At 71.1% G+C, this 16,434-nt stretch carries 16 protein-coding genes; 13 read left to right on the top strand and 3 right to left on the bottom strand.

What is annotated here, in order from left to right; genetic code table 11:
* Nucleotides 1–3: 3 nt before the first annotated feature.
* On the bottom strand, nucleotides 4–333 hold the full coding sequence (locus tag E8A49_RS22650; protein WP_293386574.1) for a hypothetical protein: 330 nt from the start codon (nucleotides 331–333) through the stop codon (nucleotides 4–6).
* Nucleotides 334–510: 177 nt separating this feature from the next.
* Here E8A49_RS22650 and E8A49_RS22645 point away from each other — a divergent pair, with 177 nt between their 5' ends.
* From E8A49_RS22645 to E8A49_RS22635, 3 genes are all read left to right on the top strand, one after another.
* On the top strand, nucleotides 511–1,260 hold the full coding sequence (locus E8A49_RS22645) for a hypothetical protein (RefSeq protein ID WP_293386573.1): 750 nt from the start codon (nucleotides 511–513) through the stop codon (nucleotides 1,258–1,260).
* A gap of 66 nt (nucleotides 1,261–1,326) precedes the next feature.
* Nucleotides 1,327–2,478, top strand: coding sequence for an L-lactate dehydrogenase (locus tag E8A49_RS22640; RefSeq protein WP_293386572.1), 1,152 nt, complete (start codon nucleotides 1,327–1,329; stop codon nucleotides 2,476–2,478).
* A gap of 112 nt (nucleotides 2,479–2,590) precedes the next feature.
* On the top strand, nucleotides 2,591–2,824 hold the full coding sequence (locus E8A49_RS22635; RefSeq protein WP_293386571.1) for a hypothetical protein: 234 nt from the start codon (nucleotides 2,591–2,593) through the stop codon (nucleotides 2,822–2,824).
* Here the strand turns inward: E8A49_RS22635 and E8A49_RS22630 are convergent.
* Nucleotides 2,821–3,465, bottom strand: a complete 645-nt coding sequence (locus tag E8A49_RS22630; RefSeq protein WP_293386570.1) for a GDSL-type esterase/lipase family protein — start codon at nucleotides 3,463–3,465, stop codon at nucleotides 2,821–2,823. The two genes, E8A49_RS22635 and E8A49_RS22630, sit on opposite strands and share 4 nt — an antisense overlap.
* Before the next feature lie 54 nt (nucleotides 3,466–3,519).
* On the opposite strand from E8A49_RS22630, the gene E8A49_RS22625 reads away from it, so the two are divergent.
* The 4 genes from E8A49_RS22625 to E8A49_RS22610 all read left to right on the top strand — a co-directional run bounded on the left by E8A49_RS22625 (nucleotide 3,520) and on the right by E8A49_RS22610 (nucleotide 7,908).
* Nucleotides 3,520–4,263, top strand: a complete 744-nt coding sequence (locus E8A49_RS22625) for an ABC transporter ATP-binding protein (RefSeq protein ID WP_293386569.1) — start codon at nucleotides 3,520–3,522, stop codon at nucleotides 4,261–4,263.
* Nucleotides 4,260–6,776, top strand: a complete 2,517-nt coding sequence (locus E8A49_RS22620; protein ID WP_293386568.1) for an FtsX-like permease family protein — start codon at nucleotides 4,260–4,262, stop codon at nucleotides 6,774–6,776. The genes E8A49_RS22625 and E8A49_RS22620 overlap by 4 nt, the downstream gene beginning before the upstream one ends.
* A 3-nt stretch (nucleotides 6,777–6,779) precedes the next feature.
* A complete protein-coding gene (locus tag E8A49_RS22615; RefSeq protein ID WP_293386567.1) occupies nucleotides 6,780–7,154 on the top strand; it encodes an MmcQ/YjbR family DNA-binding protein in 375 nt (124 codons plus the stop codon).
* A gap of 100 nt (nucleotides 7,155–7,254) precedes the next feature.
* The gene (locus E8A49_RS22610) at nucleotides 7,255–7,908 is read left to right on the top strand and encodes an SCE4755 family polysaccharide monooxygenase-like protein (RefSeq protein ID WP_293386566.1); all 654 of its coding nucleotides are present in this window, start codon (nucleotides 7,255–7,257) and stop codon (nucleotides 7,906–7,908) included.
* A 20-nt stretch (nucleotides 7,909–7,928) separates the two neighbouring features.
* Here the strand turns inward: E8A49_RS22610 and E8A49_RS22605 are convergent, their stop codons facing one another.
* Entirely contained in the window at nucleotides 7,929–9,200 is a 1,272-nt protein-coding gene (locus E8A49_RS22605; protein ID WP_293386565.1) for an amidase, read from the bottom strand.
* Nucleotides 9,201–9,345: 145 nt separating this feature from the next.
* On the opposite strand from E8A49_RS22605, the gene ppc reads away from it, so the two are divergent.
* The 6 genes from ppc (at nucleotide 9,346) to E8A49_RS22575 (ending at nucleotide 16,425) form a co-directional block, all read left to right on the top strand.
* Complete coding sequence (gene ppc, locus E8A49_RS22600) at nucleotides 9,346–12,054, top strand: phosphoenolpyruvate carboxylase (protein WP_293386606.1); 2,709 nt, start codon at nucleotides 9,346–9,348, stop codon at nucleotides 12,052–12,054.
* Between the two features lie 39 nt (nucleotides 12,055–12,093).
* The gene (locus E8A49_RS22595; protein WP_293386564.1) at nucleotides 12,094–13,233 is read left to right on the top strand and encodes an NAD-dependent epimerase/dehydratase family protein; all 1,140 of its coding nucleotides are present in this window, start codon (nucleotides 12,094–12,096) and stop codon (nucleotides 13,231–13,233) included.
* 149 nt (nucleotides 13,234–13,382) lie between these two features.
* Nucleotides 13,383–13,589, top strand: coding sequence for a hypothetical protein (locus tag E8A49_RS22590; RefSeq protein ID WP_293386563.1), 207 nt, complete (start codon nucleotides 13,383–13,385; stop codon nucleotides 13,587–13,589).
* Between the two features lie 56 nt (nucleotides 13,590–13,645).
* Entirely contained in the window at nucleotides 13,646–15,058 is a 1,413-nt protein-coding gene (locus E8A49_RS22585; RefSeq protein WP_293386562.1) for an AMP-binding protein, read from the top strand.
* Between the two features lie 10 nt (nucleotides 15,059–15,068).
* The gene (locus E8A49_RS22580) at nucleotides 15,069–15,839 is read left to right on the top strand and encodes an SDR family oxidoreductase (protein WP_293386561.1); all 771 of its coding nucleotides are present in this window, start codon (nucleotides 15,069–15,071) and stop codon (nucleotides 15,837–15,839) included.
* A 10-nt stretch (nucleotides 15,840–15,849) separates the two neighbouring features.
* On the top strand, nucleotides 15,850–16,425 hold the full coding sequence (locus E8A49_RS22575; protein WP_293386560.1) for a hypothetical protein: 576 nt from the start codon (nucleotides 15,850–15,852) through the stop codon (nucleotides 16,423–16,425).
* The last annotated feature ends 9 nt before the right edge of the window (nucleotides 16,426–16,434 follow it).

Genomic DNA, 16,434 nt, shown 5'->3' with positions numbered 1-16,434 from the left:
GGTCTAGCGCTCCGAGGCGTCGCGCAGGCACTTCAGCCAGGCGTCCTCGCGCTGCTTCTCGGCGTCGCGCAGGGCGGCCTCGGCGTCGCGGACGCCGGCGTCGTGCTTGCGCCATTCGGCCACCGCGCCCTCGCGGGCGGCTCGGGCGGCCTCCAGGGTGGCGAAGCGAGCCAGGACCGCGCGGACGGAGTAGTTCACCGGCGGGCCCACGCTCTCGCGGTCCGGATAGAAGCCGGTGATGGAATCCGGCGTCTCGCTCTCGATGTGGAAGACATCCGCCCAGCCGGCGTGGTGGCGCATCAGGGCCCAGGGCCGTTCCATCCGCTCGCTCACCGATCTCTCCTCATCCGTCTTGGTCGAATCCGCGCCAGGCGCGTGCGGGCGCAACCTAGCGCAGCGCTCCGCGCGGTCCAACGCCGCGCAGCGGCGATTTGGGCTTCCGCTTGCGGCGCCTTCCGTGGAAAAGCCTTGGCCATTGATTTGATCCATAAGCCTCCACGAGCGATTTCCTTGCGCAAGATCGTCATCGCCCAGCAGTTCTGTGGGCCTCCGAACTCCGGCAACGGCGGCTATGTCTGCGGTGTCCTGGCGAAGGACCTGGACGGCCCCGCGACCTCGGTGCTGCGCGCCCGGGTGCCGCTGGATGTCGACCTCAACCTCGACCACGCCGAGGGCGCGGTGATGATCACCGACGCGGATGGCGGCCTGATCGGCAGGGGCGGCCCAGGCGATGCGGCCACGCTGCCGGTCCCGCCCGCGCCGCTCGGCCTGGCGGCGGCGCAGGCCGCCGGCGAACGCTACCCGGGGCACAAGGACCGGATGCACCCGATCTGCTTCACCTGCGGGCCGGAGCGGGCGGAGGGCGACGGCCTGCGAGTCTTCCCGGGCCAGGTCGAGGGCGCGCCGGAGGGCCAGGTGGCCTGCGTCTGGACGCCCGACGCCGCCTTCGCCGACCCCGAGGGCCTGATGCCGACCGAGGTGGTCTGGGCGGCCCTGGACTGTCCGGGCTACTTCGCCTGGGTGGTGAAGGAGGGCCGCCACGGGGCGCTGCTCGGCACCATGACCGGCGAGGTTCTCCGGCGTCCGAGGGCGGGCGAACCCACTATCGTCCTCGCCTGGCCGCTGGTCCGCGAGGGCCGCAAGGAGACCGCGGGCGTGGCCCTGTTCTCCGCCGATGGCGAGCTGATGGCCCGCGCGCATCAGATCTGGATCACCACGGCCCCGGCGTTCCCGGCCAAGGCGGAGACGGCGGCGGCCTAGCCTCACCCTTGCGCCGCACGGCGCATCGGGCTCCAACTTCCGTCAACGGAAAAGGGGAGGCGACGGGTGCGGGCGGCTTCGGTCTCGGACTATCGGGAGCTCGCGCGGCGCAGGCTGCCGAAGATCTTCTTCGAATACATCGACGGCGGCTCCTACGCGGAGGCGACGCTTCGGCGAAACGTCGCCGACCTGGAGGCGATCGCGCTGCGCCAACGGGTCATGAAGGACATGTCGAAGCTGGACATGGCGGTGACGACGCTGGGCCAGACGCTGGCCATGCCGGTGGGCCTCGCGCCGGTGGGCATGGCCGGCATGTACGCCCGGCGCGGCGAGACCCAGGCGGCGAAGGCCGCCGCGGCCGCTGGCCTGCCGTTCTGCCTCTCGGCCATGGGGGTCTGTGCAGCGGAGGAGGTGGCCGCCGCGGCCGGGACGCCGCCCTGGTTCCAGCTCTACATGCTGAAGGACCGCGGCTACATGCGCGAGCTCCTGGCGCGGGTGAAGGCCCTGGGCTGTCCGGTTCTGGTGTTCACCGTCGACCTGCCGACCCCCGGCGCGCGCTACCGCGACGTGCGGTCCGGTTTCACCGGCTCTAGCGGGGTGTCCGGGGCGCTGAACACCGCCTGGGACGGGGCGACCCATCCGGCCTGGCTGTGGGACGTCTGGCTGAACGGACGGCCGCACAGCCTGGGCTCGGTGGCCAGCGCCCTGCAGGGCGGCGGGCGCAGCGTCACCGACTTCCTGGGCTGGGTGGCGCGCAGCTTCGACCGCACGGTGACCTGGGCCGACATGGACTGGGTGCGCGAGACCTGGGACGGGCCGATCGTCATCAAGGGCGTGCTCGATCCCGCGGATGCGAAGGATGCGGTGAAGGCCGGCGCGCAGGGCCTGGTGGTCTCCAACCACGGCGGCCGGCAGCTCGACGGGGTGCGCTCCTCGATCTCCGCCCTGCCGCGGATCGCCCAGGCGGTGGGGTCGGACCTCGAGGTCTATATGGACGGCGGCGTCCGCTCGGGCCTCGACGTGCTGAAGGCGTTGGCGCTGGGGGCCAAGGCCTGCTTCATCGGCCGCGCCTGGGCCTATGCGCTGGGGGCGGGCGGCGAGGCGAGGGTGGCCAAGATGCTGGGCACCCTGCGCTCAGAGCTGTCGGTGGCGATGATCCTGACCGGCTGCGCCAAGGCGGCGGACGCGGGGCGCGAGCTGCTCGACGAGGACGTTTGAGCGATCACGTTCAGTCACATCTACGGGAACGGGCGCCAAATGCTGCAACGCGGCGAAACCGTTTCGGTCCTGGCGTATTCAGATTTCTCCTTTGCGTGACGGGATCTTGTGGATGTTCGAAAATCGGTCCTTCGCCTATTCGCTGAGCCAGGTGGAAGAAGGCTGGCGCTGGAGCGTCTACGACGAGGACGGCGTGACGGTCGCGGACGGCTCGAACATCAACCGCGACGACGCCCAGGCGGCGGTGGACTCGACCCTCCGCTCGCCGCTGGCCTCCTCCCGCCGCCCGGCGCAGCCGAAGGTCAAGTTGGCGGTCAACCATCTCGGCCTGGGTCCGGCCGCCTAGGGCCGCGCCGCCAGCGCTTTCGCGACCACGGGGGCGAGCTTGCCGGCGATGATCTGCACCCCCTTGGCGTTGGGATGGATGGCGTCGCCCTGGTTCAGGGCCGGGTTGCGCGCCACCCCGGCCAGCAGGTCCGGGTACAGGGTCACGCCATGGGCCTTGGCGAGGCTGGTGAACACTGCGTCGAAATCGCGGGCGTAGCCGGCGCCCAGCTCCGGCGGCGCGTGCAGGCCGCAGAGCACCACGCCCATCCGCCGCTGCTTCAGGCGCACCAGGATGCGCTCCAGATTGGCCCGGGTGATCTTCGGATCGACGCCTTGCAGCAGGTCGTTGCCACCGAGCGCCACCACCACCACGGAGGTGTCGGCCTGGACGCTGAAGTCGACCCGCGCCGCCCCGTCGCCGGAGGTGTCGCCGCTGACGCCGGCCCCGCGCACCACATTGGCCGCGCCCAGCTTTGTCAGCGCCAGGTGCAGCTGGTTGGGCAGGGCGGCGGCGGCCGGCAGGCCCAGGCCCGCGGTTATGGAATCCCCCAGGATGGTGACCACCTTGGCCTGGGCGGCGAGCGTGCGCAGGGGCGCCGCGGCCAGGCCGGCGGCGATCAAGGTTCGGCGGGAAATCGAAAGGGGTCGTGTATCGGCCATGCGCTGTCCTATCTAGGGGATCCAGTCCGCCCCCGAAACGCCTGAAGGCCCGCATTGACCCGCGCACCGACCGAGGACCCCTCGAAAGAGACCGCCGACCCCTTGGTGTTGCAGCACGTCTCGCTGACCCTGCCGTCGGCGGCGGGGCCGGTGGAGATCCTGCGGGGCCTCGACGTCTCCGTGGGCCATGGCGAGCGGGTGGCGCTGATCGGACCGTCGGGTTCCGGCAAGTCGTCCCTGATCGCGGTCGCCGCAGGCCTGGAGCGGCCGACCGGCGGAAAGGTGCTGCTGTTCGGCCAGGACCTGGCGGGCCTCGACGAGGACGGCCGCGCGCGGCTGCGGCGCGGGCGCGTCTCTCTGGTGTTCCAGAGCTTCCATCTGCTGCCCAACATGACGGCCGAGGAGAATGTCGCCGCCCCGTTGGAGATCGCGCGGGCGCTCGACGCCACGGCCACCGCCAAGGCCTGGCTCGAGCGGGTTGGCTTGTCGGCGCGCGGCCGGCACTATCCGCACCAGCTCTCGGGCGGCGAGCAGCAGCGGGTGGCCCTGGCGCGCGCGCTGGCCTCGCGGCCGGCCCTGCTGTTCGCCGACGAGCCCACCGGCAACCTGGACGCAGTCAATGCGCACAAGGTCGCCGACATGATGTTCGAACTGGTGGCGGACCTGGGCGCAGCCCTGGTGCTGGTGACCCACGACGAGACCCTGGCGGCCCGCGCCGACCGGATCGTGCGGCTGAGGGACGGGCGGGTGGCCGATCCCGCCGTGACCGCGATCCCGGCCCCCGCGACGTCGGCATGACGCCGCTTTCCGTCCGGTTCGCGGCGCGCGAGTTGCGCGGCGGCGTGCGCGGCTTCCGCATCTTCCTGGCCTGCCTGGCGCTGGGCGTGGCGGCCATCGCCGCAGCCGGTTCGACGGCGGAGGCTTTCCGCAGAGGCCTCGCCAGCCAGGCCGGCGAGATCCTGGGCGGCGACCTAGCCTTCACCGTCCGCCAGCGCGGGTTCAGCCCCGCCGAGCAGGCGACCCTGAGCCGCGCCGGCCGGGTCTCCTATTCGGTGGCCTCCATAGCCATGGCCGAGGCGCCCTCGGGCAATCGGCGGCTGGTCGAGCTGCGGGGGGTGAACGACACCTACCCACTGGCCGGCAAGGTGACGCTGCGTGGGGCTTCGTCCCTGCAGGCGGCCATCGCCTCGGTGGGCGGCGTCGACGGGGCGGTGGTGGAACAGCCGCTGCTCGACCGGCTGCACATGAAGGTCGGCGACCGCTTCCTGGCCGGCAACCTGCCGCTGGTGGTGCGGGGCGTCCTGCTGGAAGAGCCGGACCGGCTGTCGCGGGGCTTCGCGCTCGGTCCCCGGGTGATCACCAACCTGGCGGCGATCCAGCGGGGTGGCTTCATGGCGCCTGGCCTGCCGTTCGGCGAGACGGCGCGGGTCGCCCTGCCGCCCGGCGCGCCGCTGCAGGCGGACAAGGCGCGGCTGCAGCATGAGCTCGGCGGCCTGATCCGCGTGCGCGACCGCGAGGACGCCGCGCCGGGCATCCACCGGCTGATCGATCAGCTGGAGTACTTCCTGGGCTTCATCGGCCTGGCCTCGCTGGTGGCCGGTGGCCTCGGCGTGTTCGGGGCGGTCAGCGCCTATTTGGAGGCGCGCAAGCCGGTGATCGCGACGCTGAAGGCCCTGGGCGCCGAGGGCCAGCTGGTGCGCGACATCTACCTGATCCAGATCGCGCTCCTGGCGGCGTTCGGGGTGGCCATCGGCCTGGTGATCGGCGGGATCGCGCCGCTGGTGATGGGCGAGGTGGTGAAGGACAAGCTGCCGATTCCGGCGCTGTTCGCCGTCTATCCCTGGCCGCTGGCCAAGGCCGCGGCCTTCGGCTTCCTGTCCGCCGCCGCCTTTTCCTTGGCGCCGCTGGGCCGGGCGCGCTCCACACCGCCGGCCAGCCTATTCCGCAGCGATCTCGAGGGCGCCGTGAAGATCGGGCCGGAGATCGTGGGCGCCGTCCTGGCCGCGGTGGGCTTGGCCGCCATGGCGGTGGTCACCGCGCCCACCAAGCTCGCGGCCGTGATCATGATCGCGGGCGTCGCCGTCTCCTTCGGCCTTCTGTGGGCGCTGGGCTGGGGCTCGGCGATCTTGGCCGGCAAGGCGCGGGCCGGCGCGCGCGGGCCCCTGCGCATCGGCCTCGCCAACCTGGCCGGGCCGCATTCCGCCGCGCGCACGGCCTCGCCGGCCATCGGCCTGGGCGTGGCGTTGCTGGCGGCGGTGGTGCTGATCCAATCGGCGCTATTGAACCAGGTGGCCGAGGTCGCCCCGCGCACCGCGCCGGCCCTGGTGTTCACCGACATCCCCGGCGACCGGGTGGGCGAGTTCGACGCCGCTGTCCAGCGCGCCTTCGGCCAGCCGCTGACGGGGAAGATCTACCTGCGCGAGCCCTTCGTCACCGGGCGGATCACCAAGGTGCGGGACGCCCCGGTGGACGTCTCCAAGCTCGACCGTTCCGAGCGCTGGCCCTACGACAGCGACATATCCATGTCCGCCATCGGCCCGGAGCCGGAGGGTGCGGGGATCGAGGACGGCCGCTGGTGGCCGGCCGGCTATGCCGGGCCGCCGCTGTTGGCCATGGATGTCGATGTGGCGCGCGGCGAGCGAATCAAGGTCGGCGATGAGGTGACGGTCTCGGTGCTGGGCCGCGACATCGACGCCCGCGTGGCCGTGTTGCGCAAGGTCGACTTCGGCGGCTTCGGGGCGAGCTTCCCGCTGGTGGTGACGCCGGACGCGGTGGCCGGCGCCAACCTGCGCCAGGTGGCCATCGCCAAGGCGACCCGCGCCCAGGAGGCCGCGGTCATCCGCGCGCTCGGCCAGAGCTTCCCGACCGTGAACGTGGTCTCGGTGCGCGAGCAGCTGGAGGCGGCCACCGACCTCTTCGACCGCCTGGCGCTGGCGGTGCGTGGCGCGGCGGCGGTGGCGGCGCTGGCGGGCCTGCTGGTGCTGGCCGGGGCCATCGCTGCGCGGGCCCGGGCGCGGACCCGCGAGGCCGCGACGCTGAAGGTGCTGGGCGCCTCGAGGGCGCAGATCCTGGCGGCCTATGTCCTGGAGTATGGCGCGGTGGGCGTGATCGCCGGGACGGCGGGCGTGGCCCTGGGCTATGCCGCCGCCTGGCCGGTGGTGGTCAGGGTGTTCCATGCCAAATGGAGCCTGGACTGGAGCGGGGTCGCGGCCCTGTTGGGCGGGGCGGCCCTGGTCGCGGCGCTCGGCGGCCTGCTGGCGGCCTTCCAGGCGCTGTCGAAGCGGCCGGCCCCGGCCTTGCGGGCGGAGTAGGCGGTGGTCGACGATGCGGCCGTGCGGCGCCTGGCCCTGGCCCTGCCAGAGGTCGAGGACCGTTCGGAGGGGGACCGGGTCGCCTTCGAGGTGCGTGGCGGCAAAGGGATCGCCTGGACCTATCTGGTCCGCGCCGCGCCCAAGAAGCCCCGCGTCCCGCAGCCCGACGTCCTGGCCGTGCGCTGCGCTCTGGAGCGCAAGGAGATGCTGGTCGCCGCCGCGCCCGACCGCTTCTTCGACGACGACCACTACCGGGGCTTCCCGGCGGTGCTGGTGCGCCTCCCGCAGGTCGACGAGGTGGAGCTGGCGGCGTTGTTGAGAGCGGCCTGGCGGCTTTCCGCGCCCAGGGCCCTGCTGGGCCGGTTGGCGGACGACTGAGCGTCTCTATCGAGAAATCTTCAGGCCATGACCCGACGTTAGGTGACGCGTGCGTCAAGATGCGCGATACCGGCGTCGACGTCATCGACGGGAGGGACCCATGAACCTGAAGCTTCGCATCGCCGCGGCGCTCGGCGCTTTCGCCGCCGCCTCGGCCATTCCGGCGGTGGTTTCCGCCCATTTCATCCTCATGCAGCCGCCGTCCTGGATCCAGGAGAACAAGCTGGGCGACCCGCAGAAGCTCGGTCCCTGCGGCGGCACCAGCGCCGACGCCGGCATGCCGACCGGCATCGTCACCCCGGTGACCGGCGGCGAGATGCTGCACATCAAGGTCCAGGAGACCATCTACCATCCGGGCCACTTCCGGGTGGCGCTGGCGGTTCTCGACCGTTCCGAACTGCCGATGGACCCGGAGGACGTGACCGCGGACGGGCCGAACGGCAAGCCGTGGTCGGTGTCCGGCAAGGTCGACCCGAACCCCAAGCCGCCGGTGCTGGTCGACGGCGTCTTCGACCACCACGAGCGGATGCCCAATCAGGTGTTCGAGACCGACGTGAAGCTTCCCAACATCAACTGCGACCACTGCTCGCTGCAGGTGATCCAGTTCATGGAGAAACATCCGATCAACCCGGATGGCCGCTTCACCTACCACCACTGCGCCGACCTGAAGATCACCGCCAACCCGAAGCTGCCGATCGACGCCATGTGGCCCGGCCAGGCGAAGGCCAAAGCCAAGGGCAAGAAGAAGAGCTGATCCGGCGGGCGGGCTAGCCGCTAGGCGAAGCCCGCCATGTCCGGCGCGCGGCCGTTCCAGCCGGAGACCTTCTCGAACGCCGCGCCGAGGGCCACGACGCCGGCCTCGTCGCGGGGCCGGCCGAGGATCTGCAGGCCCGCCGGCAGGCCCTCGGCGGTCAGGCCGCAAGGCACGCTGATCCCCGGCAGGTCGAGGTAGTTGGCGGCGCGCGTCAGGCGGCTGAGCGGCGAGACCGTCTCGTCCACCGCGTCCATCGGCGGGGCGGGGATCGGGCAGGTGGGCGTGACCAGGCCATCGTAGGTGGACAGCCAGGCGTGGAACTCGCGCTGGTCGGCCTCGCGCTGGGCGTGGGCCTCGGCCAGCCGGTCGTCGGAGATGTCGCGGCCGACCTCGAAGCGGCGCACGATCCAGGGGTCCATGACCGCCCCATGTGTCTCGATCCGCTGGCGCCAGATGCGCCAGCCTTCGCCGGCCATCAGCAGGCCGTTGGGGGCGAAGCTCTCGTCCAGGGCCTTGGGCGGGCGCACCATCTGCACGACGATCCCGGCCCGGCGCAGCTTGTCGAGGGCGGCGAGGTAGAGCCGGCCGACGTCGGCGTCGACCTCGCCCAGGTGGTCCAGAGGGATGGCGGCCAGCCTGCGGTCCTCGACTTCCCCGGCCAGGGCGGCCTCGGCGTCGAACGGTCCGCGCGTGGCGTCCGCGCCGTCGGGGCCGGAGATCACGTCCAGCATCCGCGCCGCCGTCGCCACGTCCCTGGCGAGCGCGCCCACGGTGTCCAGCGAAGGCGCCAGCGGATGGACGCCCAGCAGGCTGACCAGGCCGCGCCCGGGCTTCAGCCCCACGACGCCGCAGGTCGCCGCCGGGATGCGCACCGAGCCGCCGGTGTCGCTGCCCAGGGCCGCGTCGCAGAAGCCCGCAGCCACCGCCGCCGCCGAGCCGGAGGACGAGCCGCCCGGCGCGCGGTGGACCTTGGCGTCCCAGGGGTTCCAGGGCGCGCCCACCGCCCGGTTGGTGCCCCAGCCGCCATAGGCCAGTTCCACGGTCTGGGTCTTGCCGACCGCGCGCCAACCGGCGTCCAGCAGCTTCTGCACGACCACCGCGTGGGCGGCCGGATCCTCGGCCAGCGGCACGCGCGCGCCGCCGCCGGTGGGGACGCCCGCCACGTCGAACAGGTCCTTCACCGCGAACACCGGCCCGGAGCCATGGCCCAGCGGCGGGTCGAACACCCTCACCAGGGCGGCCAGGCGCGGATCGTAGCGGCCGATACGGTCGAGCGCCGCGCTCGGCGTCATAGGGGGCGCGTCATGGAGCAAGTCTCTTTGCGGGAGCCATCGGGCGGCCTGGCGGTTCCTGTACAGGTCGGGCGGCGACTATCGCTGCTCCTTCGGCAGGAAACCAGATGACGCACGCCGTCCGCTGTGGCTTTTCGTGGTGAACATGACCTCGCCCGTGCCCGACCAGCTGCGCGAAAAGGTCCGGTTCCTCGGCCGGGTGCTGGGCGACGTGATCCGCGCCGAGGACGGCGAGGCGGTGTTCAACCAGATCGAGGAGACGCGGCAGGCCTCGGTCACCTTCCACCGCGAGGGGACGCACCATGCCGCCGAGGCCATGGCCAGCCGCCTGGAGGCGCTCAGCCTGCCGGAGACGGTGCGCTTCGCCCACTCCTTCGCCTGCTTCCTGCAGATCACCAACATCGCCGAGGACCAGATCCAGCGCCATCGCGGCCGGGGCGGCGACAGCCGGCCCGACACCCTGGCCGGCGCGGTCCGCACGCTGACCGGCGAGGGTGTCAGCCTGGACCAGGTGGTCGACCTGCTGCAACACGCCCTGGTCTCGCCGGTGATCACCGCCCATCCCAGCGAGGTGCGCCGCAAGAGCGTGCTGGACCGGGTGGGCGCCATCGCCGACCTGCTCGACGCCTACGACCATGCGCACGGCGAGGCCGGGCGGGCGACGATCGAGCGCGAGCTGATGCGCCAGGTGGCGATCTTCTGGCGTACGCGGCTGCTGCGCTCGGTGAAGCTGGGCGTGGGCGACGAGATCGAGAACGCCGTCTCCTACTTCGAACGCAGTTTCCTGCCCGAGCTGCCGAAGCTCTACGCCCACTGGGTCGAGGTGCTGGAGAACCCCAAGGGGCTGAACAGCTTCCTGCGGGTCGGCTCCTGGGTCGGCGGCGACCGCGACGGCAATCCCTTCGTCACCGCCGACGTGCTGCGCCAGGCGATCGGCCGCCAGTCCCAGGCGGCGCTCAGGATGTACCTGGAGACGGTCAACAGCCTGGGCGCTGAGCTGTCGCTCTCCGGGCGGCTCGCACAGGTGACCCCGGGCCTGCAGGCCCTGGCCGACGCGGCGCACGACGCTTCGCCGCACCGCGCCGATGAGCCCTACCGCCAGGCCCTGACCGGCGTCTACGCCCGGCTGGCCGCGACCTACGGCCTGTTGACCGACGAGCCCCTGGCGCGGCCGCCGGCGGCGAAGGCGGAGCCCTACGACAGCCCCGACGACCTGAAGGCCGATCTGGAAACGGTGCTGGAGAGCCTGGTCGTCAAGCACGGAGAGGTGTTCTCGCGCGGTCCGCTGCCGGACCTGATCCGCGCGGTGGACACCTTCGGCTTCCACCTGGCGCGGCTGGACCTGCGGCAGAATTCCGCTGTCCACGCCAGGACTTGCGCGGAACTCCTGAAAGTCGCCGGCGTCTGCCTGGACTATGAGGCGCTGGACGAGGACGCCCGCCGCGCCCTGCTGATCGCCGAGCTCAGCCACGGCCGCCTGCTGCACTCGCCCTTCGCTGAGTACAGCGAGGAGACGACCCGTGAGTACGGCGTCCTGACCGCGGCGGCCGAGGTTAAGCGGCTCTACGGCAGGGATGCGATCCGCGCCTACATCGTCTCCAATACCCAGTCGGTGTCCGACCTCCTGGAGGTCTATCTGCTGCTGAAGGAGGTGGGCCTCTACTCGCCCGGGGATCCTCCCAAGACGCGGCCGAGCACCCAGATCTTCGCCGAGCCGCTGTTCGAGACCATCGGCGACCTGCGCGCCGCGCCGGAGACCTTCAAGGCCTTTCTGGCCCTGCCGCTGATCCGCCAGCTGGTCGAGCCGATCGGCCTGCAGGAGGTGATGATCGGCTATTCCGACTCGAACAAGGACGGCAGCTACCTGACCTCGACCTGGGAACTCTACCAGACCTCCCGCGAGCTCGGCCGGGTGGCGCGCGACGAGGGCCTGCGGCTGCAGCTGTTCCACGGCCGGGGAGGGGCGGTGGGCCGCGGCGGCGGCTCAAGCTTCGAGGCGATCCTGGCCCAGCCCGGCGGCACGGTGAACGGCCGCATCCGCATCACCGAACAGGGCGAGGTGGTGGCCAACAAGTACGCCGATCCGGAGCTGGCCGCCCAAAGCCTGGAGACGCTGACCGCCGCCGCCGTCCTGGCCTCGTTCCGCGGCGAGGCGGAGGGCGAGGTGGCCGAGCCGCACGCCAAGGCCATGGCGGCGCTGAGCCAGGGCTCCTTCGCCGCCTATCGGGCCCTGGTCCACGACACGCCGGGCTTCGTCGACTACTTCTATGGCGCGACCCCGATCAGCGAGATCGCCGACCTGAACATCGGCTCGCGCCCCACCTCGCGGCAGGCGAACCGTACTCTGGGGGGCTTAAGGGCCATCCCTTGGGTGTTCTCCTGGGCGCAGAGCCGCGCCATGCTGCCGGGCTGGTACGGCTTCGGCTCGGCGGTGCAGGCGGCGGGCATCCCGGTCGAGGAGCTGGCCGAGCTGCACGCGACCTGGCCGTTCTTCTCCTCGGCGCTCGCCAATATGGAGATGGTGCTGGTCAAGTCCGACCTCGCCATCGCCGGGCGCTATGCCGGGCTGGTCGAGGACCGCGCGCTTGCCGAAAGCGTTTTCGGCCGGATCCGCGCCGAGTGGGAGCGCACCTGCGAGGCCCTGCTTGCCATCACCCGGCAATCGGCTTTGCTGGACAACAACCCGGACCTCGCCGCCGCCATCCGCTCGCGCCTGCCCTACATCGATCCCCTGAACCACCTGCAGATCGAGCTGATCCGACGCCGGCGGCGCGGCGACGAGGACGAGGCGGTGAAGGAAGGCATCCACCTGACCATCAACGGCGTGGCGGCGGGCTTGCGGAACACCGGCTGAAGAAGGGCCGACGCTGGGGGCAAAAAGGGGAGGAGGCGCATGACGACGCGCAGGGACTATCTGGCGCTGTCGGCGGCGGCGGGGCTGGCCCTGGCCGCCTCGAACGCGCGGGCGGTGGAGAAGGCGAAAAGGCCGCTGCGCATCCTGATCCTCGGGGGCACCGGCTTCATCGGGCCGCATGAGGTGCGCTATGCGCTGGCCCGCGGCCACCAGGTCACGATCTTCAACCGCGGCCGCCAGAAGGAGGACTGGCCGGGGCCGGTCGAGGAGCTGCTGGGCGACCGCAACACCGGCGACCTGAAGGCCCTGGAGGGCCGCGAGTGGGACGTCTGTATCGACAATCCGACGACCCTGCCGTTCTGGGTGCGCGATGCCGGCAGGGTGCTGAAGGGCAAGGTCAAGCGCTACGTCTTCATCTCCACCATCTCGGTCTACGCGGCGAACGACACGCCGGCGGACGAGACCGCGGCGATGATGGCCTACAAGGGCGCCGACCCCATGGCCGAGACAGCGCAGACGGTGGCCAAGGACCCCGCGCTCTACGGTGAGCTGAAAGCGGTGAGCGAGGCCGAGGCGCGCCGCCAGTTCGGCGAGGCCGCCACCGTGGTCATCCGGCCCGGCCTGATCGTCGGCCCCGGCGACGAGACCGACCGCTTCAGCTACTGGCCGGTGCGCTTAGCCAATCCCGGCGGCCGCTGGGGCCCAGATGTGCTGGCGCCCGGCGACGGCTCGGACCCCGTGCAGTTCATCGACGCCCGCGACCTGGCCGAATGGATCGTGCGTATGGCCGAGGGCGGGCCGGCGGGGACCTACAATGGGACCGGTCCCGCCCGGCAGATCCTGATGCGTGACTTCCTGAAGGGCGTCGCCACCGGCGTCCGCGCCGACCCGAAATATGTCTGGGTCCCCACCAAGTGGCTGGAGGACCGCAAGGTCGAGGCCTGGAGCGACCTGCCGGTCTGGATTCCGGGGCAGGGCGAGACGGCGGGCTTCCACCACCGCAGCATCGTGCGTGCGCTGAAGGCCGGCCTGACCTTCCGCCCGCTGACCGTCACCGCCGCGGACACCTGGGCCTGGTTCCAGACCCTGCCCGCCGACCGTCAGGCCAAGCTGCGGAGCGGCCTCAAGCCCGAGCGGGAGGCGGCCCTGCTGGCCGAGTGGGCGGCCGCAAAGACCTGAGCTCAGGCCTTAAGGCCAAGCTTGTATTTGAAATACAAAAGATTTTCCCGAATCTGGGTAGGGGCTTCGCGTGTCGACAGCGTCTGATCGCGACACAGCGAAAGAGTTCACATGTATCTGTTTCCCCGCGCCGGGGCTTTGGTCGGCGCATGAGTGCTTACATTCTCGTTTTCGAATGGCCGGCCATCACGAAAATCCCGGCCCGCACCGAACCCCTTGCCGCTGGAAATCACGAGGACGCCAAGCTGCAGGCGGCCTTGATGTATGCCTGCGAGCCCTTCGACCACGGCCTGCCGTCGCGCTACCTGATCTTCGACGGCGCTGGCGGCCTGGTGTTCCGTTTTCCGGAGACCTGACGCCGCCCGCCGGGACGGGCTGGCGCGGCGGCGCGCGCGATCCTAAGGGTTCGGCCATGAACCTCTACGATCTCCTGGCCGGCGGCTTCCCGGGCGACCGCGCCAAGCCCGCCTTCCTGCTGAGCGACGGACGCGCCGTCAGCTATGCCGAGCTGGAGGCCGGCGCGGCCCAGGTCGCCGGCCACCTCGTGGCGAGCGGCGTCGTCCCCGGCGACCGCGTGGGCCTGCAGGCCGAGAAGTCGGTCGAGGCGGTGATGATCTATCTGGGCGTCCTGAAGGCCGGCGCGGTCTTCCTGCCGCTCAACGCCGCCTACACCAAGGCCGAGGTGGACTACTTCGTCCATGACGCGGCCCCACGGGTGTTCATCACCGACGCCCAGGCGTTCCGCGCCGAGGCCGACGCCGCCGATCCGCTGGCCGAGACCGTCGCGCGCAAGGCGACCGACCTCGCTTCGCTGATCTACACCTCCGGCACCACGGGGCGGTCGAAGGGGGCGATGCTGAGTCACGGCAATCTGGCGGAGAATGCGCTGGCCCTGCATCGCGCCTGGGGCTTCACTCCGGACGACGTCCTGCTGCACGCCCTGCCGATCTTCCACGTCCACGGCCTGTTCGTGGCGCTGCACTGCGCCTTCCTCTCCGGCGCGCCCATGGTCTGGCTGGCGAAGTTCGACGACGCCCAGGTGCTGGCCGGGCTTGAGCGCTCGACGGTGATGATGGGGGTTCCGACCTTCTACACGCGCCTCCTGGCCAATTCGGAATTTACCCTCGAGCGGGCGGGCCACATGCGCCTGTTCATCTGCGGCTCCGCGCCCCTGCTGGAGAGCACCTTCGCCGAGTTCGAGGCGCGCACCGGCATGCGCATCCTGGAACGCTACGGGATGAGCGAGGCGGTGATCATCACCTCGAACCCGCTGGAGGGCGCGCGCATTCCCGGCAGCGTCGGCTATCCGCTGCCCGGTGTGGACCTACGTATCGGCGGCGGCGAGGAGACGGGCGTCATCGAGATCAAGGGGCCCAGTGTCTTCTCGGGCTACTGGGAGATGCCGGAGAAGACCGCCCAGGAGTTCACCGCCGACGGCTACTTCATGACCGGCGACGTGGGCCGTCAGGACCCTGACGGGCGCGTCTGGATCAGCGGCCGGGCCAAGGACCTGATCATCTCGGGCGGCTACAACGTCTACCCCAAGGAGATCGAGCTGGTGCTGGACGAGTTGCCCGGCGTCAGCGAGAGCGCCGTCGTCGGCGTCCCGCACCGCGACTTCGGCGAGGGCGTGCTGGCGGTGGTGATCGGCCAATCCGGGCAGGCGGGCGATGAGGCGGCGATGATCGCCGAGTGCCGCCGCCAGCTCGCGCCTTACAAATCGCCCAAGCGCATCGTCTTCGTGGACGAGCTGCCCAGGAACGCCATGGGCAAGGTACGGAAGAACCTGCTACGCGACCGCTACAAGGACATCTTCGAGACCTGAGGGGAGCGCCATGGACCTGCAGCTGAAGGGCAAGAGCGCCGTCGTCACCGGCGGCACGCGCGGCATCGGCCGGGCCATCGCCGAAGGCTTCGCCGACGAGGGCGCCAACGTCGCCATCTGCGCCCGCAAGGCCGACCAGGTCGAAGAGGCGGTGAAGGCGCTGCAAGCCAAGGGCGTGAAGGCCTTCGGCCAGGTCGTGGACATCGCCGACGGCCCGGCGCTGCAGGGTTTCGTGCGCGCCGCCGCCGAGGCCCTGGGCGGGCTCGACGTGCTGGTCTCCAACGCCAGCGCCCTGGTGCAGGGCAACTCAGAAGCAGACTGGCAGGCGATGTTCGAGGTCGACATGCTGGGCGCGGTGCGCACCTGGGAGGCGGCCAAGCCGCTGCTCGAAGCCTCCGCTGCGGCCAAGGGCGATGCGGCCTTCCTTATCATCTCCTCGGTGTCGTCGGTGAACGCGGACAACCCGTCGTCCTACGGGGCGATGAAGGCGGCGCTGATCCACTTCGCCAAGGGCGTGGCGCGGCAGAACGCGGCGAACAAGGTGCGCTGCAACGTGGTCTCGCCCGGCACGGTCTATTTCGACGACGGCGTCTGGGGGAACGTGAAGGCGAACATGCCGGGCTTCTTCGACCAGATGATCAAGCGCAACCCTACCGGCCGCATGGGAACGCCGGAAGAGATCGCCGCGGCGACGGTGTTCCTGGCCAGCCCGCGCTCGGCGTTCACGACCGGCATCAACATGATGGTGGACGGCGCCATCACCCAGCGCGCGAACTTCTAAGTCCAAGCCCATGGAATACATTTACTACGATCTGAGGCTTAGCCGTGAGCGGACCGCCCAGAAGGCGCTGTTCGACCATGTGCAGGCTGCCTTGGGCGCCAAGGCGGTCGGAGTGTTCGCGCCTCTGCTGGGCTTCGCCTCCGACGAGGTGCTGGTGCTGACCGACGCCACCGCCGCTCCGGACGCAATGGCCAAGGCGCCCGGGGTGGTGCTGGCGGAGCGGCGCAGGCTGACGCCAACGATCCGGCCCAAGGACGGCGACCGGCCGCAGGGGGGCGGGATCTATGTCCACAACTGGTTCACGGTGGACGCCACCGGCTTCGACGAGTTCGTGAAACTCTCCGGCGAGGCCTGGCCGGATTTCGAGGCGCGCTTCGAGGCCAAGATCTTCGGCCTGTTCGCTGCCGAGGCCACTGGCGACGATGTGCACCATGGCCAGCGGCGCCTCTTGCTGATGACCCGCTACCGCGACCTCGGGGAATGGCAGAAGAGCCGCGATCCCACCACCGACGCCATGAAGGTCTTCGCGCGGCGCCGCGAGCTCACCCGTGTGTCGCTGGCGCGCGCCTGCGTCCTGATGGCCTGACCGGAGTTC

Origin of the sequence: Phenylobacterium sp. (genome assembly GCF_004799515.1) — a bacterium.
Taxonomy (GTDB): Bacteria; Pseudomonadota; Alphaproteobacteria; order Caulobacterales; family Caulobacteraceae; genus Phenylobacterium.
This window is presented reverse-complemented; position numbering and strand designations above follow the sequence as displayed.

Bases quoted from the DNA above. Each gene is read 5' to 3' on its own strand.
- E8A49_RS22635 (WP_293386571.1), top strand. From the start codon at position 2,591: ATGTTCGAAAATCGGTCCTTCGCCTATTCGCTGAGCCAGGTGGAAGAA.
- E8A49_RS22630 (WP_293386570.1), bottom strand. From the start codon at position 3,465: ATGGCCGATACACGACCCCTTTCGATTTCCCGCCGAACCTTGATCGCC.
- E8A49_RS22620 (WP_293386568.1), top strand. From the start codon at position 4,260: ATGACGCCGCTTTCCGTCCGGTTCGCGGCGCGCGAGTTGCGCGGCGGC.
- E8A49_RS22610 (WP_293386566.1), top strand. From the start codon at position 7,255: ATGAACCTGAAGCTTCGCATCGCCGCGGCGCTCGGCGCTTTCGCCGCC.
- E8A49_RS22605 (WP_293386565.1), bottom strand. From the start codon at position 9,200: ATGACGCCGAGCGCGGCGCTCGACCGTATCGGCCGCTACGATCCGCGC.
- ppc (WP_293386606.1), top strand. From the start codon at position 9,346: ATGACCTCGCCCGTGCCCGACCAGCTGCGCGAAAAGGTCCGGTTCCTC.
- E8A49_RS22595 (WP_293386564.1), top strand. From the start codon at position 12,094: ATGACGACGCGCAGGGACTATCTGGCGCTGTCGGCGGCGGCGGGGCTG.
- E8A49_RS22590 (WP_293386563.1), top strand. From the start codon at position 13,383: ATGAGTGCTTACATTCTCGTTTTCGAATGGCCGGCCATCACGAAAATC.
- E8A49_RS22585 (WP_293386562.1), top strand. From the start codon at position 13,646: ATGAACCTCTACGATCTCCTGGCCGGCGGCTTCCCGGGCGACCGCGCC.
- E8A49_RS22580 (WP_293386561.1), top strand. From the start codon at position 15,069: ATGGACCTGCAGCTGAAGGGCAAGAGCGCCGTCGTCACCGGCGGCACG.
- E8A49_RS22575 (WP_293386560.1), top strand. From the start codon at position 15,850: ATGGAATACATTTACTACGATCTGAGGCTTAGCCGTGAGCGGACCGCC.